Source organism: Mangrovivirga halotolerans (assembly GCF_026241165.1).
Lineage (GTDB): Bacteria > Bacteroidota > Bacteroidia > Cytophagales > Cyclobacteriaceae > Mangrovivirga > Mangrovivirga halotolerans.
On the sequence record NZ_JAPFQN010000011.1, the window covers coordinates 69,169 to 91,551 of the forward strand.

Below are 22,383 nucleotides of genomic sequence, written 5' to 3' on the forward strand. Positions count from 1 at the left end.
TATGATAAAAAGGATTTTATTTACCAGTTTAGCCTGGTGTTTATTTTTAACAATTACAGGCTTCATCCTATTGGTGCTAGGAATTAATGAACCAACAGGTTACATTAAATGGGTCAACCCCATTGCTATTTTTGTTATAACATATTGGTTTTTTCTTGGTGCTACTTTTATTCATAATTTTCTTTTAAAGAAATTAAAGTGGAATAAATGGATTACAGCATCAATTGGGGTAATTGTCATATATTTATTGATAATAACCCCTCTAATTTTGGATAATGAATATTTCCAGGAATTGGATTGGCGGGTTCCTGCCTTTCTTATAACTCAAATTGTATTGTTAGTCTTTTTCGATTATCTGGTAGTGAAAATGTTGATTAAAAAAACTAAATAACTATTAATATTGAATAAACCTGGGTTAAGAAAACGCATCTTTAATCCAGGTTTATTTTTTTGACTTTATAGAACACTTAATTAATAACTAATTCTGATGGCAGCTATACTTTTTATACCAGTGGAGTAGATAGAGTTGCGGAATGGACGGACGATCTAGCTGGAGAATTACCTAATACAAGCTCTGCTTTCGAAGGAGGTGAAGAATTATGGAGTACGCTGCAAACTAATTTAGATAATTGGATAAATAGTCCAGAAAATGGAGGGGTTTCTACCAAATTGCCATCAACTGTGGAAAGAATTGATATTGCAGATTTAGAAGCGGTGCTTAATGGAGAAAAATCAGTAGATCAATTAAAATGTAATAACTAAAAGATTTGATAATATGTGGAAACACGCAATACTAATTAGTTTATTATGGTGTGTATTTATTATTTGTATAGGAACAATTCTTATTTTAACAAATGTGATACAACCTCAGGGATATATTCCATTGGTTAACCCTCTTGCCTTATTTGTTCTTACTTATTGGTTTTATTTAGGAGCAGTTTATATTCATTTAATACTGAATAAGAAATTAAAGTGGAATAAATGGATTACAGCATCAATTGGGGTAATTGTCATATATTTATTGATAATAACCCCTCTAATTTTGGATAATGAATATTTTCAGGAATTGGATTGGCGGGTTCCTGCCTTTCTTATAACTCAAATTGTATTGTTAGTCTTTTTCAATTATCTGGTGGCGAAAATGTTGATTAAAAAAACTAAATAACTATTAATATTGAATAAACCTGGGTTAAGAAAACGCATCTTTAATCCAGGTTTTTTTATATAGTCAGCTCGCTGGATTTATGTCTAATCCCGATGCTATCTGCAGTTTAGAGACAGCGAAACATCAGATTTGAAGATTGCATCCCGGTGAATTAAATGTGTTGCGTTAAAATCCAAACCTTGATTGATTAATGATATTTAGTTTTAGTATGTCCGAGTCACAGACTCTGCATTTCATAAAAGGTTTGGAGTTGTCCTGCGGAACACTCCAAACAGCGGGGATTTAGAGAAGGGGTATCATTTCGTGCAGCAGATGAATTGTGGGCATCATTTCAGGAAAAAGTAAAATCTTATATTGAGGATAGAGGAGGGGTAGCCTCCATCAATCCCCCAAACACTGAAAGGGTTAACTGGGATTATATAGAACAATATTTAAATGGCGATAGGCCACTTAGTGAATTAGATTGTAAATAATATGAAGTACCTGGTTTATATATTAATTTTTCCGTTTATTATTTTAATTGAAAGAATAATAAAAGAAGTAATTGGAATTATTGGCGTTGAAGAACTTTCTCATGCGTATCAACTTTCGAATCAGACAGGATCAAATTTTTGGTTTTTACTAATAGGTGATTTCTTTACAATTTTATTCGTAGATGGAATTGCCTACCTTATTGCCATATCAGTTTGTTGGCTCTATGCGAAATTTTTAAAGAAACCAAGCGTATTTTCAATCTTCATAATCATTTTTATAGTAGTTGCTTATTTAATTCAATTCAAAACCTATATTTATGAAGAATCAATCGATTGGTTAAAAATTGCTCCATTCACCCTGATTTATTCTGTTCCTATTGGATATTTATTATCACGATGGTACATGGTTTTAAATAAAAACGAAGCACAGCGATTTAAATCAAATAATAATTAAATTATTAAAAATCAGGAGAAAGGCATTACCGATTCTCCTGAATAAGTTTTAACAACTTGACCAGAGCAGTTTAACCTTATATCATAAACGGTTATAAATAGGTTATTTGTAAAATTGGCGCAAGGTTTTTCTTTGAAATATGGAGTTTTGCTTAAGCCTAACTTTTGATAAAAAGCAGGATTGTATTTCTGTTATTATCTGAATTTATATCGCTGACATGCGAAATCTCGTCAGTAAAAATTTTATAGATTAATGGATTAACAGGATGATTATTAAATATTTTTTTATTGTAGAATATCCAAGTCACAGACTCTGTATTTCATACAAAAGTTTGAAGTTGTCCTGCCGAACACTCCAAACAGCTTGGTTAGTCATGAAATTAAATTATTAATTTAATTCATTTTTAAAACTGGTGATTCTTTTCAAATATGCTGCTCTTCTATCTATAGAGTTTACAGTGAAATCGATCAATTCTATGTCAGCTTCTAAATTTTCAATTCTTTCCCTAAGTATGCTTTCATGATTTTCTGTAATTAAGGGAATAAGAGAATTTATGTAATCATGAAACTCATCGGGAGATAAAACTCCGCTCTCAAACTCTATAATACGAGTATGTAATTCAGGTTTATAATTCACTTTACTTTACTTCAGAAAAAATCATCCCCCTCTTAGTGCAAATATTTGGTATACTAAGAAATAAAGTAATGATTAATCGCTAATCTATTTGTAAATCACCTTAAAGAACAATAGAATTCCTGCCAAAACCAGCGTTGCACCATTTGCCAGAATAACAGGAAGATCAGCAATCAATATTCCGTAGATCAGCCAAAGTAAAACACCGGTAAAAAACACCAGAAACATCGTTAGTGACAGATCGCGTGCGCTTTTGGATCTCCAGGTCTTGATTACCTGAGGTAAAAAAGCAATGGTCGTACAACAACCTGCCACTATCCCGATAATTTCCTGCCAGTCTATCATGCCTGCATTGAATGTGATAACGAAGAATTCAGCAATTCTTCAAATTCAGTCCAGGCATGTATTCTTTTATACCTGGTTTCTTTCGCATTGTGAAGCGAATGAAATAAGATTCCTTCTCCCCTGAATCCATCAAAATTATGTGCGTGATCATCGATCAGATAATCAGCAATCACAATTGACTTATCACCACACATCACCATGTTTCTCCAGCCAATATATGGAAAATGCTTATTCAGCCATTTAACTTTTTCTTCCATACTATGTGGCAACTGAGTTGCGGCAGTCACAATAAAAACCTCATGATCTCTGTGGAGTTTTTCTATGGTTTCCTGCGCTCCTTCAATAAGAGGAAGATTCTCAAAGAAACCCTTTTGCTTCATATAATTAAGAATCTCCTGTTTATGTTCAGGATCTACATAATCTTCCAGGTGCCAGCCCTCCATATCAGTCCGGTCGATCTCAATATTAAAATCATTTTGATATCTATCGATCAGAGCTTCAAGCGTGTCAGCCATCACCTCATCCATATCTATTGCAATACGTTTTTTCATAACATTTCCTTTCTTAACAACTGCACCGCCCATCTAAATTTGAAGCATCTGCAAAAAATGAACAGCAAATAAAGTTAAAACACAACAATGCTGCAATGTGTTTTATCAATTCAGCGAACTAAAGTATGATTTATTCAATTTTTGATAATAAATATATAAGTAAATTAGATTTCAGATGATATTTTGACTCAAACAGTGAAACAATAACCCCATTAGTCCGTTTTGCTCATAAAAAAAGGCTCTCAGAATTTCTCTAAGAGCCTACTGCCAAAACCGTAATGAATTTGAATATTGTCAGTCTAAAAAATAATATCAAAAAATCAACTGCATGTAAAAAAATAACGTCTAAAAAATTTTCAAATTCATTAGTATATACCGGCAAAGAAAAAAAGGAAACCCCCCGAAAGCAATTTTTTTTTAATTTTTTTATAAGTTCTATTAATAATCGATGAATAATGAGCTTTTTAACTTGTTTTTTGCTGTAAAAAAATTTTTATTTTTTTCTGTATTATATCAATAACTGCCTTTGCCCTCAGGTTTTACTAGTCATAATGGTTACCGCAAAAGATTATCAGAGTTCATAGTTTTTGAAAGTATTTTTAAAATAATTTCAACCAAACCCTTGTACAGTTAAAATCTACTCCATACATTTGTAGCAAATCAATTCTAAATAATTGATTTATAAAGAAGAGTGGAGGGAACAGGCCCGGTGAAACTCTAGCAACCTATTAAACAAATAAATAAGGTGCTAATTCCTGCCCGATGTTGGGAAATATAAATGCAATTAAAATGAAAGCACTTACAAACATCTTCAGAGTTTCACAATCAAAGTCTACTAAAGACTTTAATCCTATTCTTTTTGCTTATCCTGCTATTTGTTGTTACAGGGTAATGTGTTGTTGTTGCTGATCTGACAACTTTTAACAACACTTACTGATTAAAAAAATTGCGGCAGATCAATAATTCTACCGTAACATTCAAATTATTTTTTTCATTTACTAACAACACAATCAATGGCAATTTATATAACCGAAGAATGTATTAACTGCGGAGCTTGCGAACCGGAATGTCCGAACACTGCTATTTATGAAGGTGGGGTACCCTGGACATGGGGTGGCGGCACAAGTCTTGATGAAGTAGAATTAGAAGACGGCACCTCTGTTTCAGCAACTGAAGAACAAGAACCTGTTTCGGATGAATTTTACTATATCGTACCGGCGAAATGTACAGAATGCACCGGTTTTCATGAAGAACCTCAATGTGCAGCCGTCTGTCCGGTAGATTGCTGCGTACCAGATCCTGATTACGAAGAAACACAGGAAGAATTAGAACAAAAAAAGGAATGGCTTCATCAGGAAGCATAATTAATAATTGATATGGCAGATTTTAAACATTTTGAAACGAAAGCAGTCAGGACCAGGTATCCTCAGACGGAATTTAACGAGCATTCCAGTCCGTTGTTTCTGACTTCTTCATTTACATTTGATGATGCTGAGCATGCCCGGGCTTTATTTCAAAACGAGGTAGAAGGAAATATCTACAGTCGCTTCAGCAATCCGAATGTATCTGAATTTGTAGATAAGCTATGTGCTCTTGAAGGCACTGAAGATGGTTTTGCTACTGCAACAGGTATGTCTGCCATGTTTACGAGTATGGCTGCTTTATTACGCACAGGCGATCATGTAATAGCCAGCAGAGCAGTTTTTGGTTCTACCCATCAGTTATTTACACAAATCTTTCCTAGATGGGGTGTTGAAATAACTTATGTGGATATCAACGCCCCGGCTGAAGAATGGGAAAAAGCTGTTAAACCAAACACTAAACTGGTTTTTGCAGAAACCCCGTCAAATCCCGGGCTTGACATTATAGATCTTGAATGGTTAGGTGGCTTTGCTAAAGACCATGATTTGATCCTTAACATTGACAATTGCTTTGCCACTCCTTACTTGCAAAATCCGGCAAAATTCGGCGCTCATATAGTTACTCATTCAGCCACAAAATTCATTGACGGTCAGGGAAGAGTGCTCGGAGGGGCCATACTTGGATCCAAAGAATTGATCGAGGAAGTCCGTTTCTTTTCAAGACAGACCGGTCCCGTGATATCACCATTTAATGCATGGATTTTATCAAAAAGCCTCGAAACACTTCCTGTCAGAATGGACAGACATTGCAACAATGCCTTAGAACTTGCGAATTATTTTCTCGATCACGAAGATGTAAACAAAGTAAAATATCCGTTTCTACCTTCTCACCCTCAATTTGAAGTAGCAAAAAAACAGATGAGACTCGGGGGCGGGTTAATAACATTTGAAGTGAAAGGAGGCGTTGAAAGGGGTGCTGAATTTTTAAATAATCTAAAAATGTGCTCGCTCTCTGCAAATCTAGGCGATACACGAACTATCGTAACACATCCGGCAAGCACTACTCACAGCAAGCTTTCTGAGGAAGAAAGAAATGCTGTAGGAATTACTCCCGGACTGGTAAGAGTATCAGTAGGACTTGAAAATATTAATGATATAGTTGAAGACCTGGAGCAGGCGCTTCGTGCTAGCAGAAAAACCTCTGAAACAGTATGAAAAACTTTTTATCCATACCGATGAATATTTGTTGTTGTCACAGGTACATGTATACATGTATTAAGATACCCTATTGTCCGTAGGTATAGCCAATCTATATTCATTTGGAAAGCCCCCGCGGATAATATATCAAATCCCGGGGGCTTTTTTTATTGACCTTTAATAATGCAAAATCATGTCAAGTTTATCTAAAAAAGACTTAATTAGCCCTGAAGCTCAGGAAGATATAAAAGAATTAAAAACAAAGATCGAACTTTTTAAAGAGGGAAAGATAGATGAAGAACGCTTCAAAGCTTTTCGTCTTGCCAGAGGAGTTTATGGCCAGCGACAGCAAGGCGTGCAAATGTTCAGAACTAAAATTCCTTACGGAAAACTGACTGCTGATCAACTTTCTGTTCTGGCTGACCTGTCAGATCAATTCAGCACAGGCAACCTGCATCTGACAACAAGGCAAAACATTCAATTGCACTATGTAAACCTTGATGATTCTCCTCAACTCTGGGAAGAACTGGAAGCAGCAGGAATTACTGGAAGAGAAGCCTGTGGCAACACATTGAGAAATATTACAGCTTCACCTTCTGCAGGTATAGATCCTCAAGAACCCTTTGATGTAAGTCCTTATGTGCAGGCGGTATTTGAGTATTTCCTCAGATATCCGGTAAACCAGGAAATGGGCAGAAAGATCAAGATCGCTTTTTCTTCAAGTGATAAAGATAATGCATATGGTTTTATCCATGATTTCGGATTTATACCTAAAATTAAATTGATCGATGGTAAAGAAGTCAGAGGTTTTCGCGTGCTTATCGGTGGTGGTCTGGGGGCTCAGCCATTTACCGCACAGGAAGCTTTTGATTTTCTTCCATCAGATCAACTCATCCCATTTATCGAATCCGGGTTGCGTGTCTTTGACCGCTATGGTGAAAGAGAAAAGCGATTTAAAGCCCGTATGAAATACCTCATTGAACCTAAACGCGGACTGGGGCTGGATACTTTCCTTGAACTGGCAGAGAAGGAACGCACTGCTCTCCCCTTCCCAGTTTATACCATCAATCCGGATCAGAAAGAAATTCCTGCACTCCCAAAATTTAACCGGGAAAAATTATCCAGAGAATTTGACAGGATAAAATTTGAAAAATGGAGAGAAATAAATGTTTTTGAGCAAAAACAAAAAGGCTTTTATGCTGCACAAGTAAGAGTTCCTAAGGGAGACATCCACTCTGATACTGCACGAAAGCTGTCAGGAATTGTAAAAAAATATGCGGCTGATGATATCCGGATCACTATCAACCAGGGACTTCTCCTTAAGTTTATCCCGTCCTTACATCTTCCTCATTTATTTGCGGAACTAGATGAACTTGGACTAGCAGAACCTGGGTTTGACAGCTTTGCTGATATTACCTCATGCCCGGGTACTGATACCTGTAATCTTGCTGTGACCAACAGTACCGGATTAACTGTTGAGCTGGAAAAACTTATATCAAACGATTATCCAGAGCTTGTAGGCAATAAAGATCTTCATATTAAGATCAGTGGCTGCATGAATAGTTGCGGGCAACATATGATTGCTGATATTGGATTCCATGGCAGCTCGATCAGAAATGGTGACAAAGTTTTACCAGCTATGCAAATCGTGCTCGGTGGTGGACTTGATGAAAATGGTAATGGTCTGATCGCTGAAAAAGTGATCAAACTGCCCACTAAACGAATACCCAGGGCTTTAAAAACAATAATTGATGATTTCCAGGCCTTCAAAAGTGGTGGAGAAGAAAAGTTTCACAGTTATTTTAAGCGTCAAGGTAAACGGTACTTTTACGATATCTTAAAGCCTTTGGCTGATACAAGTGCCATCTTGCCGGAAGAATACCTGGACTGGGGTGCCGATAGTGAATTTATTCCTGAGATCGGTACTGGTGAATGTGCCGGTGTAAGTCTTGATGTTATCGGAACCATAATAAAGGATGCCGGTGAAAAGCTCGAGAAATCTAACAAAGAGCTTTACCAGGATCGTTACGCACACTCAATTTACTTTGCTTACAGCAGCATGATCATTGCAGCTAAGGCTGTTCTGCTATCCCTGGACATATCCTGCAATACACATGCTGGCATTATCAGTGACTTCCAAAAGCATTTGGTAGATGAGAATAAAATAGCCTGGTCTGATTTTAAAACCAGCGTGTTGGAAATTAACAAAAATAATCCATCGGCTGATTTTGCCTCAAAATATAATTCTGAAGCCTCAGAGTTCTTTAAAAAGATCAATGATTTCAGAGCTAATCAAATATCAAACTTTGACAAAGTAGTTGTCAGCGAACATTATAAAGCATGAGAACAAAATTAACATTAGTTGGTGCAGGTCCTGGAGATCCAGACCTGATCACTTTAAAAGGAATAAAAGCGATTCGATCTGCAGATGTGATTCTGTATGACGCTCTGGTTTCACCTGAGCTACTGGAGTACAATGATTGTGCAATAAAAGTATTTGTGGGAAAAAGAGCAGGTAAACATAGTAAAAAGCAGTCTGAAATAAACGACATGATCATATATTATGCATTCAAATATGGTCATGTAGTACGACTAAAGGGTGGAGATCCTTTTGTCTTTGCTCACGGAAAAGAAGAATTAGACTATGCTGAATCCTTTGGTATCGATACATCTGTTGTTCCGGGGATTTCGAGCTTTCAATTACCTGGTCTTTATTCTTATCCTCTCACCCATCGTGGTATTAGTCAAAGCTTTACAGTAGTTACAGCTACCGGTTCTGACGGGAAAATTTCAGAAGACCTGCAAAATTCGATTTCATCAAAATCGACCCTGGTAATACTCATGGGGATGAGAAAGCTTTCAGGAATTATGCAGTTGTTTAAAAATGCAGATAGAAAAGATCTACCGGTTGCCATAATTATAAACGGAAGTCTTCCTGACGCACAGGTAATTAGTGGCAGAGTTCGTGATATTGAAGAAAAGCTAAATGCAGAACCAACTTTAAATGGCCCTGGAATTATTGTGGCAGGAGAAAGTCTTTCTACTCATTCGGATTATCAAAGAGTACTTAAATCATGGTTAAAAACAGCATAGGAAATAATTTTAATCCGGATGCTTATCCTGACCGTCTGGATTATCTCGATTATTTACACAAGAATTACAGCGATCTTCAACCGGAAGACCGGCTGAAAGAATTTTTTAATCTTTTTGATGAGAAAGATATTCTTCTTACAACGTCTTTTGGTAGTAATTCGATAGTTCTTCTCTCGATGGTAAGTAAAATAAAACCAGATCTTCCGGTATATTTTATCGATACCGGATATCATTTCGAAGAAACTTATGAATATAAAGAACTTATTAAAGATCAGTTGGGGCTTAACTTGATAGAAATTCATCCGGAAGAGACGAAACATCAATTTACAAGGAAAAACGAAACCTGGATTGCTAATCATGACCTGTGCTGCATGGTAAACAAGGTAGATCCTCTTGAAAAAATAAAACGGAATCATAAAATATGGATCAGTGGCCTGATGGCTCATCAAAATGCCAACAGGGCCGGGCTCAGAATATTCGAAAAAAGAAAAGATATTCTGAAATTTCATCCTTTACTGGATATGACCCGGGAAGAGGTGTCGTTGTACAAATTTATCTATCAATTTCCTGAAAACAGATTAATTCACAAAGGCTACTCTTCAATAGGATGTATTCATTGTACAAAAAAAGGTAATGGGCGGGAAGGTCGCTGGGCAGGTACGGATAAAACAGAATGCGGGATCCATATATAATATCGAATAAAAGCAATGATTGAGGTAAAAGGTTGATTCCTTTTAAGCCGGCTACAAAGCCGGTTTTTTATTTTAAAAAAGCTAAATTATTGATATTCAGACATTATTAATTAATTTTTCACTGGATTCGCTTGACTTTATTCATCGTAATAACGATATTAATAAAAGACGATTAGTGCATAATTAATGTTTTTGGTTGAAAGACCGCCGCTCTCCCCGGGCGGCGTTTTTCAACCTATTTTATTTTAACTCCTGACTTATTTAATAAATAGTCTTTGAATTCATTATAAGACTTACTCATCGGAATTTTAGCAATATCTTTTTCATACAATTCACTAATTCCATCAGGAACCTCAAGTTTTTTTCCAATCGATTCTTCTACATGTTCAGCAAATTTTATCGGATGGGCAGTTTCAAGTAATACTCCAATTGTGCTTGATTTTCCATTTATATACGATGATAATGCCTTATACCCAACTGCACCATGAGGGTCTAATATATAGCCATACTTATTAAATACATGCCTGATTGCCTCAAGAGTTTCTTCGTCAGTGTAGTAATATCCTTTTATCACGTTTCTGGTAAGCTGCCAGTTTTTATTAAAAATTGACATCAAACGCTCAAAATTAGAAGGATTGCCCACATCCATAGCATTCGAAACAGTTTGAATTGATGGTTTTGGAATAAATTGTCCCTCTTGCAGATAATCGGGAACTACTTTATTAACATTGGTAGCAGCAACAAAATTTTCAATTGGGAGCCCCATCATTTTAGCAAACAGTCCCCCCGTAATATTCCCAAAATTTCCGCTTGGAACTGCAAAAACAACTTTTTTACCAGCCGACTTCAATCTTGACCAGGCATAAAAATAATACACTGATTGGGGTAATAATCTAGCGACATTAATTGAATTAGCTGATGAAAGATTAATTTTTTCATTTAATTCCCCATCAAGAAAAGCCTTTTTAACCAACTTCTGACAATCGTCAAATGTGCCATCAACCTCAAGCGCTGTGATATTTTCTCCTAATGTAGTCAGCTGTCTTTCCTGTAGCTCACTAACTTTTCCTTTAGGATATAAGATGGTTACTTTAACACCTTTGGTTTTATAAAAGCCTGCAGCAACGGCACCACCAGTATCTCCGGAAGTTGCAGCTAATATATTCACTTCTCTTTCATTTTGAGAGGCAAAATACCCCAGGCAACCGGCCATAAACCTGGCTCCAAAATCCTTAAATGCTAACGTAGGACCATGATATAGCTCCATTGAATAAAAATTTGGTTTCACTTCTATCAATGGAACTTCAAAATTAAATGCCTTTTTACAAATATCTTTAAGTACCTCCTCAGGAATATCCTCTTTAACAAAAGGATAAATCACTTCAGTTGCAATCTTATCAAGGGGCATATTCTCTAACCCTTCAAAAAAATCATCTTCGAAATTTGGAAAGGTTTCTGGCATAAAAAGACCATTATCATCAGGAAGACCCTTTATTACCACTTCTTTAAATGAAAATGGCTGATTCTTATTTTTGGTACTATAATACTTCATTGCTCTTACTCTTTAACTACAGGCCCATCCTGGTTGACCTGAGAAACATATATTTTTCCTGAAATACCCACATTATCCAGTACTTCATTCAGTGGTTTTACAATTTTTTCAGCACTTTCCCTACCTTCACATAAAGCGAACATTGATGGTCCGCTCCCCGAAATTCCATACCCCAGAGCTCCGTTTTCTAATGCAGTATATTTCATTTTATCATATACCGGAATTAAAATTTTTCTTATTGGCTCAACTAAAACATCCTGCAGTGAACGACTTAATAATTCATAATCTTCAGAATAAAGAGCACTGATTAACCCTGCCACATTACCTGTTTGAATAACTGCATCCTGTAGAGATACCTTTTGTTTTAATATTTCCCTTGCGCTTTGGGTCCTAACTTCAACATCCGGATTGATTAAAACACAGTACAATTTTTCAGGAACCGGAAGCCTTACAACATCCAATGGTTGATAACTTCTGATCAATGTAAACCCTCCATACAGAGCGGGAGCTACATTATCAGCATGCGCCGTACCACAAGCCTTCCTCTCCCCTTCCATTGCAATTTTTAATTGATCAATCAATGGCATTCCGGCATCAAATAAAGCCTCACAAGCAGCTACAGCAGCTACCGCACTGGCAGCACTTGACCCCATTCCGCTTCCCAGAGGCATTTGCTTTGCAATGCTGATCTCTACACTATCAGAGATGCCTGTATTTTTAAGATAAAGTTTTACAGCCACTCCAGCTGTATTTTCATCAACCTCTTTTGGAAGTCTTCCCCCATCTCCGGATATACCAGAAATATTGACATTGCCTTTTCCGTCAGGGATCCTTTGGAGTGTTACTTCATCTCCCGGATTGGATAATGCAAATCCCAAAATATCGAATCCACAGCTAACATTTGCTACTGTAGCCGGCGCAAAAACCTTTATTTTATTTTTAATTTCTTTATCAGACATGATTATTCAAGATAGCTGCTGATCAGTAATAAATCACCAAATACTCCTCCGGCAGTTACTTCTGCCCCCGCTCCAGGCCCTTTGATCACCATTGGTCTTTCCTTGTAGCGAGTTGAGGTATAAGATACAACATTATCACTACCCGACATATCAAATAAAGGATGTCCCGGTCCGACAGTAATTAATTTTATTTCGGCCTCTCCATTATTCAACCTGGCAATATACCTGAGTTTTTTTCCTTCCTCATCAGCCTTTTCTTTCCTCTTTAACATTTCATCGTCAAACTTTTCCAGCTCAACAAAAAAATCATCCACTGAATTAACATTAAAGCATGATTCAGGCAACATACTTTCTAGTTTGATATCCTCCGGTTCAAGTTCATGTCCTGATTCCCTTGCAAGGATCAATAATTTTCTGGCTACATCCATTCCATTTAAATCCTCTCTTGGATCTGGCTCGGTATACCCTTTGTTCATCGCTTCTTTCACAAGCTGACTAAACGGTTTACTTCCATCAAATTCATTAAACAAATAAGAAATTGTCCCGGAAAGTACACCTTCCACTTTAATTACCCGGTCTCCGGATAATTTTAAGCTTTCTATGGTTTTTATCACTGGTAACCCCGCACTTACATTGGTTTCATAAAGATATTTAACGCCATTCTTTAATTCGGCATTTTTAAGCTCTCTATAATATCTGTATGGGCCGGAATTAGCCAGTTTATTAGGAGTTACAACAGAAATCCTGCTATTCAATATCTTTTTATATTGAGCTGCAACAATTTTATTAGCAGTGTTATCTATAAAAACAGACTGTGGCAGGTTCATATCTTTCATTTTCTGTACAAACACGTGAACATCACTCTGTTCACCATGCTCCATCAAATCATCAAACCATGAATCGATATTTATACCATCTTTATTGAAAAGCATTTTTCTACTATTTGCTACTCCAACAAGTTTTATATTTAACCTGCGCTCATTAATGAAATATTCGTGCTGGTCTTTTATCTGTTCCCAAAGAGTTTTTCCAATGAGTCCGGCCCCGATCATAAACACGTTTAAACTATGAACTTCGCCTTTAAAGAATGCTCCATGTAATGCGTTAAGGCCTTTGCTTAGATCTGGCTTTTCAATTACTACGCTAATATTTAACTCAGAAGATCCCTGGGCAGTAGCTTTAATATTAATCCCGTTTTTACCCAGGGTACTAAATAAACGACCACTAATGCCCGGTGTCTCGCGCATTTTTTCTCCGATACAGGCAAGAATAGAAAGATTGTATTCGATATCCAGTTCATCGATCTTTCCTGTTTCTATTTCTCTTTCAAATTCATTTTCTACTATTTCCCTGCAGAGTTCAGCATCTTTAGGATGAACGGCAAAAGTGATCGAATGCTCAGAAGAAGCCTGAGTGATCAAAATAACATTGATCTCTGCACGCGCTAAAGATCCAAATAACCTTGAAGCAATACCGGGCACCCCTACCATTCCGGAGCCTTGAAAATTCACAAGAACCACATCCTCAACAGAAGTTATTCCCTTAACAGTATAATCACTTTTTGAGGAAAGATCGCTAATCATGGTGCCGGCAAATTCCTGGTTAAAAGTATTTTTGATTCTCAATGGAATACTCTTATTTACAGCAGGTTGTAGAGTCCTCGGATAAATAACTTTCGCTCCAAAATGAGTCATTTCCATGGCTTCCATATAAGTTATGGTTTCTAATGAAAAAGCTCTTTTAACTTTTTTCGGATCTGCAGTCATTACTCCATCCACATCAGTCCAGATCTGTATTTCTTCAACATCCAGGGCGGCACCTAGAATGGCAGCTGTATAATCAGACCCTCCTCTCCCAAGAGTAGTTGTCTGTCCCTTTTCATTAGAAGAAATAAAACCGGTAACAATGTTTAGCTTTTGATGATTGTCAAAATATTTTGTTATTCGTTTTTCAGTCTCTTCAAATCGCACTCTGGCCTCACCAAAGCTTGAATCAGTTAAAATAAGTTCGCGCGCATCAGTATAATTGGCGTCAATACCGTTTACTGCTAAATAAGCAGAAACAATTCTTCCGGAAAACCTCTCTCCAAATGAAAGGATGAAATCAGATGATCTCGGAGTAAGTTCCCGTAGCAAAAAAACCCCATGAACCACATCTTCAAGATCATTCAAAAGCTTTTTAACCTCAGCAATAATCTGACTTTGTCGGTTAATGGGCATCAGATCTGTGATCAACCCCATTAATTGTGCTTCGATCTCATTGAAAATTTGAGAATACGTCTCATCTTGTTCTGCTGCAAGCTCCCCGATCTTTACCAGTTTGTTGGTAATACCAGATTGAGCAGATACCACAACTGCTACCTTTTCTCCTTCTGATTCAAGGTTTTCTATAATATTACGTACTTCTTTTACTGCATGGGCACTTCCAACAGAAGTACCTCCGAACTTGATGATTTTCATAAGATTTTCTTTACCTGCCTGCTTATATAAGCAATGAAAAAATATCCCTTTAAAGAAAGGAATAAATAATTAAGGGGATCTCAACAAAAATGACATATTATTAACAAAAAGACAAATTTAGATAGGATATTTTAAAAATACGATCAGTCGTTAGGCCATAACTTTATTAATTCTTGGAAACAGTAAATCAATTTATTTTATTTATCTTTAATTGAAATTTACATCTAATGAATAAGCTGATATACATAATATTTTTAATTTTTCTTGTAGCACCAGCAATTAGCTCTCAACATATCACCTGGGCGGATGAAATAGTTTCTATTTCCGATATTTCTCCTGAAAAAGGCAATAATAGTGATCATATTTTAGGCAAACCTGATGCAATTCAAGGAGCCTCTTCTGAGGGCGGTGTCGAAGTAAATGGACTTGATAAAATTGGTAAAATAGAAGTTGAATTCGAAAAGCCTCATCAGGTTCAGACGGTAGTAATTATAGAAAATTATGCTCCCGGAAAGGTAACTAAAGTAATCTTGACAGATATTAAAGGTAATGAGATTGAAGTTTATAAAAGCGCCCCTGAAAATATGGTGCAAAACGTAAACTGGCACTTTATTAAAGTTCCTCTTACTGAGGAAAAAATCAAATCATTATCACTATCTGTAAGCACCATAGGAGCTGAAGAGATGCCACAGATCGACGCAGTGGGTATAAGCAGGACTGCTGACATTCCTTTATTAAGGAGGGAATTGCTGGCTATGAATCTTCCTTCAGCAGGTAATAATCCTGATTTAAAAATTAAGACTGGCAGAGAGCACCTGGGGCCTGCAGTTAATTATCCTGAACCTGAATTATATCCATTAATTACAGCTGACGGAGAAACACTATATTTCAACAGAAAAAATTATTCCGAAAACAAAAGAGGTAAGAAAGACAAAGGAGATATCTATGTGAGTACTGCTCTTGGTAGCAGTTTTGTAAAGGGAAAGAATTTATCTTATCAGAATACCAGAAAATTTAATCGCCTGCTAAGCATTGGTGCCGATGGTTCTACTTATTTAATATCAGGAAAAACACCGAATGCTGACAGAGGGATGTTGATCACTTATCGTTCAGGCAATAACTGGACTGACCCCGTACCGATCTCGGTTTCAGGACTTGAATTTGATGGAATGCATATGGACGCTGTTTTATCTCCTTCCGGAAAACAAATGATATTGAGTTTTGCTGCTAATGAAGAAAGTGACAAAGACCTCTATGTATCATTTAAACAAAATAATTTAGCCTGGAGCGCACCAATACCATTAAAAGGTGTAAAAAGTAACGAGGATGATTATGCTCCATTCCTGGCAGCCGATGGGAAAACCCTTTATTTCTCATCAAAAGGATTTGGTGGTATGGGAGGATCTGATATTTATGTTTCGCGACGCCTGGATGACACATATAGAAATTGGTCAAATCCAGAAAATATCGGTGGTTCGGTAAATACAATTGGTGACGAAGAATACTTCACAGTGACTGCAAAAGGAGACTATGGATATTTCACTTCAAATCAGAATTCATATAAGAAGAAAGAAGATATTTTCAGAATCCTTCTGAACATCAATTACAAACCAGACCCTGTAGTTCTTATGTCTGGACAGGTATTTGAAAGAGAAACCAAGCAGCCTGTAGATGCTTCAATCATACTTACTAATCTGGAAACAGGTAAGACTATTGATCAGTTTAACAATTCACTGTCTGAAGGTTTTTACCAGTTTATCATTCCTGCCGGAAATTATGTTGACTTTACCGCTGTTGCAGATGGCTACCTCTCATTTAGCGAAAATGTGGATTTAAGAGATCTGAATTTTTTCCAGGAAATCCGGAGAGACCTTAAATTATATCCGAAGGAAGTTGGTGAAATAATCCCACTTGATAACATTTTATTTGAAGAAGCAAAAGCAATTATTTTACCTGTCAGTAAAAGTGAATTAAATCAATTGATCAAAATGATGGTTGATAACCCAACATTAAAGATCGAACTGGGAGGCCATACCGATAACAGGGGTAGCTTTGAAAATAAACTGGAACTTTCTCAAAAAAGGGTTGAAGCAGTGAAAAACGTGTTAGTTCAGGCAGGTATTTCTCCTGACAGAATATCAACCAAAGGATACGGCGATAAAAAACCAATTGCTCCTAATGACACGGAAGAAAACATGGCTAAAAACCGTAGGGTTGAAGTGAAAATCATCGAAATATAATTTTATAATAATTTTCTGCTTTACTGCCTGAACTATTATCGGATACTACCGTATTCATAATAATTCAGGCAATTTTTTATGGATAATATTATAGAATTAAAAACAGAACTCGAACCTCTTCGCAACAGCTTATTAAACCATTCGCTATACCAGGAGGTTAAAAATATAGATGAACTTCATCTTTTTATGGAAAGTCATGTCTATGCTGTTTGGGACTTTATGTCCTTATTAAAATCTCTTCAAAATCAATTAACCTCAGTTTCTGTACCCTGGAAAACACCTCAAAACCCTGAAATTTGCCGACTTATAAATGAAATTGTACTTGGAGAGGAAAGCGACCTAGATGAAAATGGGAAAGCCGCATCTCATCTTGACATGTACTTAAAGGCAATGGAAGTAGCCGGAGCTGATACATCAATTTTTTATCACTTCATGAATAATCTTCCCGAAGACATAGAGGAAATGCAAGACTACATTGCAGGTTCTGATATACCCCCTGAAGCTAAAAAATTCGTTTCAAAGACTTTTGATTATATTTCTAAGGGACAACCTCACATCCTTGCCTCCCTTTTTACTTTTGGGCGTGAAGACCTCATTCCGGATATGTTTAATGTAATGCTTCAGAAGATGGAGAGAAGCACTAAGGTGAACTTACATCCGTATATCTATTATTTTGAACGACACATTGAAGTTGACGGTGACCACCATGGCCCCATGGCATTAAAAATGATCAGATCACTCTGTGGTAATGACACTGTGAAATGGGCAGATGCTTACCGCTTCAGTGCCTCAGCTCTTAAAGACAGAATTCTTTTCTGGAATGAAATCGAAACAAAGATTAAATCTTCCAGGATCAATACATTATGAAAGTAGCTGATAGGCTATCAATGATGATAAATACGCCATCGCACCCATAAAGAAAAATTGTATAGTAGGCCACTTCCACGATTTAGTTTCTCTTTTTACCACAGCCAGAGTACTCATGCATTGCATGGCAAAGACATAAAAAAGTAATAGAGAAACTGAGGTTGCCACGGTATAAACTTTCTCACCCGTCTCCGGGTCAGTTGCTTTTACAAGTTTATTTCTAATGGTGACTTCATCATCTTCCTTACTGGCAATACTGTAAATAGTTGCCATTGTGCCTACAAAGACTTCCCTTGCAGCAAATGATGTGATTATTGCAATTCCGATCTGCCAGTTAAATCCAAGAGGCTCAATTGTTGGCTCAATTGCTTTTCCGAAGAATCCGGCATAGCTGTTTTCAATTTGCTTTGATGCGATCAGGTCTTCAGTTTCATCTTCATTGAGATCTCTTTTCTGAGCCAATTCAATAGCCTCTTCTCTTGCCTGTTCCATTTGCTGACCAGGACCATAGCTTGCTAAAAACCAAAGGATGATCGAAATGATCATTATAACTTTACCAGCCTGAAAAATAAACGCCTCAACTTTTTCCCTGACAGTTAATAATACATTTTTGATATTTGGCTTCCTGTAAGGAGGAAGCTCAATCATAAGAAAACTATGCTCTTCTGTTTTCAGGATCAATTTAAAAATCACAGCAGATAATAACGCTCCAATAATCCCTAACAAATAGAGTCCCATAAACATTAACGCCTGCGCATTGATAAACCCCCCGATCATTATAGGCGGTACGGCAAAGGCAATCAACAGGGTATATACAGGTATCCTCGCCGAACAGCTTATCAACGGGGTAACCATAATAGTAATTAATCTTTCTTTCCAGTTACTGATAGTCCTTGTCGCCATTACGGCCGGTACTGCACATGCACCTCCGGAAATCAGGGCAACAATCGATCTGCCATTAAGCCCGAACTTTTGCATAATGTTATCAAACATAAATACGGCTCTGGACATGTAACCTATTTCTTCCAGCAAACTGATCAATAAAAACAGAATTGCAATCTGAGGTATAAACACAAGAACTCCTCCAAGACCAGAGATCACCCCATCTGCCAGTAATGAAGTATACCATGCATCAGGCAAATTCGACTTTAGAAAAGTACCTGCTTCGGCAAACATCCATTCTATCCCGTCCATCGGATAAGAAGACCATGAAAATATGGCATGAAAAACCAGAAACATCAATCCAAAGAATATAATCGGTCCGGCGATCTTATGAGTTAAGATGCGGTCAACCTTATCAGTAAATGACCTGGCTTCTTCGTTTGATTTTCTGACAGCGGATTTTACGATCGGAGTAAACCGGTTGTACCTGGCCATGGTTTCATCGATCTGTCCCCTGAGTTCGTTGTAATCAAATTTATTTACAATTTCTTCAATCTGAGACTTTTGTGAACCATCAAGGTAATTAAGATCTGAATAGTGATGGGCAACGATCAGCGATCGATAATCATTCTCACTACCAATTACCGAATTAATCTCCTTTGCGATATGTTTTTCATTTTCAGAAAGCTTATAAAACGCATTGTGAGATTGATCCAGATGATTTATTCCCTGATAGACCTGAAAAACTGCCTCTTTTAATTTATCAAAATTCTCTTCCCTGCGACCACTCACTGCTACAACCGGAATACCTAGTTCCTGTCGCAATTTTTCTTCATCAAAAGTCAGGTTTGTTTCTTCTGCGAGGTCTGTCATGTTTAGTGCGAGGACCACGGGTAAATTCAGATCGAGTATCTGAGTTAAAAGTAACATCTGTGGTTCAAGCTTTGTCACATCAGCGACATACACAACGACATCAGGATAGTTTTGATCGGAAGGGTTGCTGAAAGTATTGATGATAATTGACTCATCCTTACTAGTGGGATATAAGCTATAAGTCCCAGGAAAGTCTATTACCTTTACTGACTGATCTGCCAGTTTAGTAATACCAACTTTTTTATCAACAGTTACTCCAGGAAAGTTTCCTACCTTTTGTCGTAAACCAGTTAGAATATTAAAAATTGATGATTTCCCACAGTTAGGATTACCCAGCAATGCCAGGGTGGGTAGGTTATTATCACTCATATATCAACTCTGCTCTTCAAGTAAAACACTTGCGGCCTCATGGTTTCGAAGTGCGATCCCATATCCGTTAGCTTTCAAATATATAGCCCCTCTGCCAGGCAATTTACGCACCACTTGTATCATCGATCCGGGCAAAATCCCCATACTCAAAAGTTTCGATGCAATTCTGTCATCCTGAAAAGATAAGATTCTTGCAGACCGTTTTTCTTTAAGTGAAGCTAATGTTGCCATTTATAACGTAATGTTAAGAGACTTATTTAGACTAATTCTAATCAAAGCTCAAAAATAAGTAAAATTATACATGAATCCACCTCTTTCTATATGATTTATTAAGCATTTATCGCTTTCATATATCATATCTCTATACAATATGGAGACTGCAATTAAGAATCATCAGTTTAACAACTCAACCATAATTGGCTAACCAACAAATACTGCTTATTTTTGCGCCATGCTCACAAACAGACAATTATTTCAGTCGCACTTAGCAAAGACCTCAGGTTTTCCTTTAATGGTAGAAATAGAAAAAGCCAAGGGGGTTTGGATGTTCGGTCCGGATGGTAAAAAATATCTGGATCTTATTTCCGGAATTGCCGTTAGCAACCTGGGGCATTGCCACCCCGCAGTAGTTGAGGCTGTTCAAAAGCAGGCAGAAGAATATATGCATTTACTTGTGTATGGTGAATTTATTCAGAGTCCGCAAGTGAAACTGGCCAAAGCATTAGCAGATACTCTTCCTGAAGAACTTAGTGTAGTTTATCTTGTTAATTCGGGCACAGAAGCGACTGAGGGAGCCATGAAACTTGCAAAAAGATATACCGGAAGATCAAAACTCGTTTCTTGTATTGATGCCTATCATGGAAGCACCAATGGTTCACTTTCTTTATTGGGAAATGAAACATTTAAAAAGAATTACAGGCCTCTTTTACCAGGTGTTGATCATATAGAATTTGGTAATTTTGACCATCTGAATGAATTCATTACAGAAGAAACGGCTGCTTTTTTTGTTGAAACTGTAAGAGGCGAATCTGGTGTAGTAAAGGGAACTAAAGAATACTGGCAGGCAGTAAGAAAAAGATGTACTGAAACTGGCACACTACTGGTGATGGATGAAATTCAGGCGGGAATGGGCCGTACCGGAAAATTCTGGGCTTTTGAACATTATGAAATCCAACCTGACATATTACTTACTGCGAAGGGGTTAGGCGGGGGTATGCCTATTGGTGCCTTTATTTCTTCTAAGGAGATAATGGAATGCCTCACTGACAACCCGATCCTCGGTCATATTACAACCTTTGGAGGTCACCCGGTTTCAGCTGCTGCAGCTCTTGCAACTGTAAATACTCTTACCGAAACTAAAATATACGAACAGGCACAAAATAAAGCAGACAGGTTTGCCGAAAATCTGAAATCAAATCCTAAGGTAAAAGATGTCAGGTCAGCCGGACTGATGATGGCGGTGGAATTTGATTCTTTTGAGCAATTAAAAGCTATTATTGACAAGGCTATCGAATACGGCGTGATGACGGACTGGTTTTTATTTAATGATAAATCAATGCGGGTAGCCCCTCCTCTGGTTATCACTGAGGAAGAAATTGACTGGGCATGCGAACAATTACACAAAGCGATCAATGAAGCAGGTTAAGTTAATTTTCCTAAGTATTTTTCTTATCCTTGGTTGTCAGCAAGAAGAAAAAGTTTTAACCACGTCGGTGGTGTTATCAGATATTTCAGATTTCGAGCTTGATGGTATGCTTAAGGAAAGTGGTTGGCGAAATCAACAATGGTACGAAGTTCCGGGAAGGAAAAAAGACTTATTGAAATTTAAGATTGGAAAAATAGAAGACGGACTTGCACTATATTTCAGAATTGACGACAATAAGCTCATATCTACACATAAGGTAAATAAGAAAAAATGTGATGACCTGCTTCAGCTTATAATTTCAGGTAAAAACAAAGAAAAGCAGGTTATCGATATCTTTCCGGGAGGATACATTATTGATAATAACCTTGAATCTGATCACCCCGCTTACCTCAAAAGTTCTCAGTGGAATGAATCGTTCGACAACGAAATATTTGTGAAAACGAAATTAGATTCTCTAACCAATTTCGAGTTTATCTGGACAGACTCAGATACAGAAAATTGTAAGAAAAAGAGATTAATAACTGCTAAATCTGTTCAAATTGATCTGATCAACCGAACCAAACAGTAAAATAA

19 protein-coding genes and 1 riboswitch are annotated in these 22,383 nt (G+C 37.0%); of the genes, 11 read left to right on the plus strand and 8 right to left on the minus strand.

Annotated elements, in window-relative coordinates; genetic code table 11:
* The first annotated feature begins 1 nt into the window (after nucleotide 1).
* A complete protein-coding gene (locus OO013_RS17575; protein WP_266058295.1) occupies nucleotides 2–391 on the plus strand; it encodes a hypothetical protein in 390 nt (129 codons plus the stop codon).
* Between the two features lie 1,248 nt (nucleotides 392–1,639).
* On the plus strand, nucleotides 1,640–2,092 hold the full coding sequence (locus OO013_RS17580; RefSeq protein ID WP_266058296.1) for a hypothetical protein: 453 nt from the start codon (nucleotides 1,640–1,642) through the stop codon (nucleotides 2,090–2,092).
* 387 nt (nucleotides 2,093–2,479) lie between these two features.
* On the opposite strand, the gene OO013_RS17585 is transcribed toward OO013_RS17580, so the two are convergent.
* From OO013_RS17585 to OO013_RS17595, 3 genes are all read right to left on the minus strand, one after another.
* Entirely contained in the window at nucleotides 2,480–2,728 is a 249-nt protein-coding gene (locus OO013_RS17585) for a hypothetical protein (RefSeq protein WP_266058297.1), read from the minus strand.
* An 84-nt stretch (nucleotides 2,729–2,812) separates the two neighbouring features.
* Complete coding sequence (locus OO013_RS17590) at nucleotides 2,813–3,070, minus strand: SemiSWEET transporter (protein ID WP_266058298.1); 258 nt, start codon at nucleotides 3,068–3,070, stop codon at nucleotides 2,813–2,815.
* Nucleotides 3,067–3,621: a 5' nucleotidase, NT5C type gene (locus OO013_RS17595; protein ID WP_266058299.1), complete on the minus strand. Its 555-nt coding sequence runs from the start codon at nucleotides 3,619–3,621 to the stop codon at nucleotides 3,067–3,069. Before OO013_RS17595 ends, OO013_RS17590 begins: the two co-directional genes overlap by 4 nt.
* Nucleotides 3,622–4,297: 676 nt before the next feature.
* A riboswitch (SAM riboswitch) is annotated at nucleotides 4,298–4,402 on the plus strand.
* A 232-nt stretch (nucleotides 4,403–4,634) separates the two neighbouring features.
* Here OO013_RS17595 and OO013_RS17600 point away from each other — a divergent pair.
* The 5 genes from OO013_RS17600 (at nucleotide 4,635) to OO013_RS17620 (ending at nucleotide 9,964) form a co-directional block, all read left to right on the plus strand.
* The gene (locus OO013_RS17600; RefSeq protein WP_266058300.1) at nucleotides 4,635–4,985 is read left to right on the plus strand and encodes a 4Fe-4S binding protein; all 351 of its coding nucleotides are present in this window, start codon (nucleotides 4,635–4,637) and stop codon (nucleotides 4,983–4,985) included.
* A 12-nt stretch (nucleotides 4,986–4,997) separates the two neighbouring features.
* Nucleotides 4,998–6,197, plus strand: a complete 1,200-nt coding sequence (locus tag OO013_RS17605) for an O-succinylhomoserine sulfhydrylase (RefSeq protein ID WP_266058301.1) — start codon at nucleotides 4,998–5,000, stop codon at nucleotides 6,195–6,197.
* Between the two features lie 175 nt (nucleotides 6,198–6,372).
* Nucleotides 6,373–8,523, plus strand: a complete 2,151-nt coding sequence (locus tag OO013_RS17610; RefSeq protein WP_266058302.1) for a ferredoxin-like domain-containing protein — start codon at nucleotides 6,373–6,375, stop codon at nucleotides 8,521–8,523.
* Nucleotides 8,520–9,272, plus strand: a complete 753-nt coding sequence (cobA, locus tag OO013_RS17615; RefSeq protein ID WP_266058303.1) for a uroporphyrinogen-III C-methyltransferase — start codon at nucleotides 8,520–8,522, stop codon at nucleotides 9,270–9,272. The genes OO013_RS17610 and cobA overlap by 4 nt, the downstream gene beginning before the upstream one ends.
* Nucleotides 9,254–9,964: a phosphoadenylyl-sulfate reductase gene (locus tag OO013_RS17620; protein WP_266058304.1), complete on the plus strand. Its 711-nt coding sequence runs from the start codon at nucleotides 9,254–9,256 to the stop codon at nucleotides 9,962–9,964. Before cobA ends, OO013_RS17620 begins: the two co-directional genes overlap by 19 nt.
* 235 nt (nucleotides 9,965–10,199) lie before the next feature.
* Here the strand turns inward: OO013_RS17620 and thrC are convergent, their stop codons facing one another.
* From thrC to thrA, 3 genes are read right to left on the minus strand one after another with little or no spacing between them, the layout of a single operon-like run.
* The gene (gene thrC / locus OO013_RS17625) at nucleotides 10,200–11,516 is read right to left on the minus strand and encodes a threonine synthase (RefSeq protein ID WP_266058305.1); all 1,317 of its coding nucleotides are present in this window, start codon (nucleotides 11,514–11,516) and stop codon (nucleotides 10,200–10,202) included.
* Between the two features lie 5 nt (nucleotides 11,517–11,521).
* Nucleotides 11,522–12,475 (minus strand): homoserine kinase, encoded by a 954-nt coding sequence (locus OO013_RS17630; RefSeq protein ID WP_266058306.1) that lies wholly within the window; start codon nucleotides 12,473–12,475, stop codon nucleotides 11,522–11,524.
* A gap of 2 nt (nucleotides 12,476–12,477) precedes the next feature.
* Entirely contained in the window at nucleotides 12,478–14,934 is a 2,457-nt protein-coding gene (thrA, locus tag OO013_RS17635) for a bifunctional aspartate kinase/homoserine dehydrogenase I (RefSeq protein ID WP_266058307.1), read from the minus strand.
* A 227-nt stretch (nucleotides 14,935–15,161) separates the two neighbouring features.
* On the opposite strand from thrA, the gene OO013_RS17640 reads away from it, so the two are divergent.
* Both OO013_RS17640 and OO013_RS17645 read left to right on the plus strand, forming a co-directional pair.
* Nucleotides 15,162–17,174: an OmpA family protein gene (locus tag OO013_RS17640; RefSeq protein WP_266058308.1), complete on the plus strand. Its 2,013-nt coding sequence runs from the start codon at nucleotides 15,162–15,164 to the stop codon at nucleotides 17,172–17,174.
* A gap of 78 nt (nucleotides 17,175–17,252) precedes the next feature.
* Nucleotides 17,253–18,041: a DUF3050 domain-containing protein gene (locus OO013_RS17645; protein WP_266058309.1), complete on the plus strand. Its 789-nt coding sequence runs from the start codon at nucleotides 17,253–17,255 to the stop codon at nucleotides 18,039–18,041.
* Here the strand turns inward: OO013_RS17645 and feoB are convergent.
* Complete coding sequence (gene feoB / locus OO013_RS17650) at nucleotides 18,036–20,165, minus strand: ferrous iron transport protein B (RefSeq protein ID WP_266058310.1); 2,130 nt, start codon at nucleotides 20,163–20,165, stop codon at nucleotides 18,036–18,038. The two genes, OO013_RS17645 and feoB, sit on opposite strands and share 6 nt — an antisense overlap.
* A gap of 3 nt (nucleotides 20,166–20,168) precedes the next feature.
* The gene (locus OO013_RS17655; RefSeq protein ID WP_137091595.1) at nucleotides 20,169–20,396 is read right to left on the minus strand and encodes a FeoA family protein; all 228 of its coding nucleotides are present in this window, start codon (nucleotides 20,394–20,396) and stop codon (nucleotides 20,169–20,171) included.
* Between the two features lie 220 nt (nucleotides 20,397–20,616).
* Here OO013_RS17655 and OO013_RS17660 point away from each other — a divergent pair, with 220 nt between their 5' ends.
* Both OO013_RS17660 and OO013_RS17665 read left to right on the plus strand, forming a co-directional pair.
* On the plus strand, nucleotides 20,617–21,810 hold the full coding sequence (locus OO013_RS17660; RefSeq protein WP_266058311.1) for an aspartate aminotransferase family protein: 1,194 nt from the start codon (nucleotides 20,617–20,619) through the stop codon (nucleotides 21,808–21,810).
* Nucleotides 21,797–22,378 (plus strand): hypothetical protein, encoded by a 582-nt coding sequence (locus OO013_RS17665; protein ID WP_266058312.1) that lies wholly within the window; start codon nucleotides 21,797–21,799, stop codon nucleotides 22,376–22,378. Before OO013_RS17660 ends, OO013_RS17665 begins: the two co-directional genes overlap by 14 nt.
* The last annotated feature ends 5 nt before the right edge of the window (nucleotides 22,379–22,383 follow it).

Coding starts and splice junctions, on each gene's coding strand:
- OO013_RS17575 (WP_266058295.1), top strand. CDS start 2: ATGATAAAAAGGATTTTATTTACCAGTTTAGCCTGGTGTTTATTTTTA.
- OO013_RS17580 (WP_266058296.1), top strand. CDS start 1,640: ATGAAGTACCTGGTTTATATATTAATTTTTCCGTTTATTATTTTAATT.
- OO013_RS17590 (WP_266058298.1), bottom strand. CDS start 3,070: ATGATAGACTGGCAGGAAATTATCGGGATAGTGGCAGGTTGTTGTACG.
- OO013_RS17595 (WP_266058299.1), bottom strand. CDS start 3,621: ATGAAAAAACGTATTGCAATAGATATGGATGAGGTGATGGCTGACACG.
- OO013_RS17600 (WP_266058300.1), top strand. CDS start 4,635: ATGGCAATTTATATAACCGAAGAATGTATTAACTGCGGAGCTTGCGAA.
- OO013_RS17605 (WP_266058301.1), top strand. CDS start 4,998: ATGGCAGATTTTAAACATTTTGAAACGAAAGCAGTCAGGACCAGGTAT.
- OO013_RS17610 (WP_266058302.1), top strand. CDS start 6,373: ATGTCAAGTTTATCTAAAAAAGACTTAATTAGCCCTGAAGCTCAGGAA.
- cobA (WP_266058303.1), top strand. CDS start 8,520: ATGAGAACAAAATTAACATTAGTTGGTGCAGGTCCTGGAGATCCAGAC.
- OO013_RS17620 (WP_266058304.1), top strand. CDS start 9,254: ATGGTTAAAAACAGCATAGGAAATAATTTTAATCCGGATGCTTATCCT.
- thrC (WP_266058305.1), bottom strand. CDS start 11,516: ATGAAGTATTATAGTACCAAAAATAAGAATCAGCCATTTTCATTTAAA.
- OO013_RS17630 (WP_266058306.1), bottom strand. CDS start 12,475: ATGTCTGATAAAGAAATTAAAAATAAAATAAAGGTTTTTGCGCCGGCT.
- thrA (WP_266058307.1), bottom strand. CDS start 14,934: ATGAAAATCATCAAGTTCGGAGGTACTTCTGTTGGAAGTGCCCATGCA.
- OO013_RS17640 (WP_266058308.1), top strand. CDS start 15,162: ATGAATAAGCTGATATACATAATATTTTTAATTTTTCTTGTAGCACCA.
- OO013_RS17645 (WP_266058309.1), top strand. CDS start 17,253: ATGGATAATATTATAGAATTAAAAACAGAACTCGAACCTCTTCGCAAC.
- feoB (WP_266058310.1), bottom strand. CDS start 20,165: ATGAGTGATAATAACCTACCCACCCTGGCATTGCTGGGTAATCCTAAC.
- OO013_RS17655 (WP_137091595.1), bottom strand. CDS start 20,396: ATGGCAACATTAGCTTCACTTAAAGAAAAACGGTCTGCAAGAATCTTA.
- OO013_RS17660 (WP_266058311.1), top strand. CDS start 20,617: ATGCTCACAAACAGACAATTATTTCAGTCGCACTTAGCAAAGACCTCA.
- OO013_RS17665 (WP_266058312.1), top strand. CDS start 21,797: ATGAAGCAGGTTAAGTTAATTTTCCTAAGTATTTTTCTTATCCTTGGT.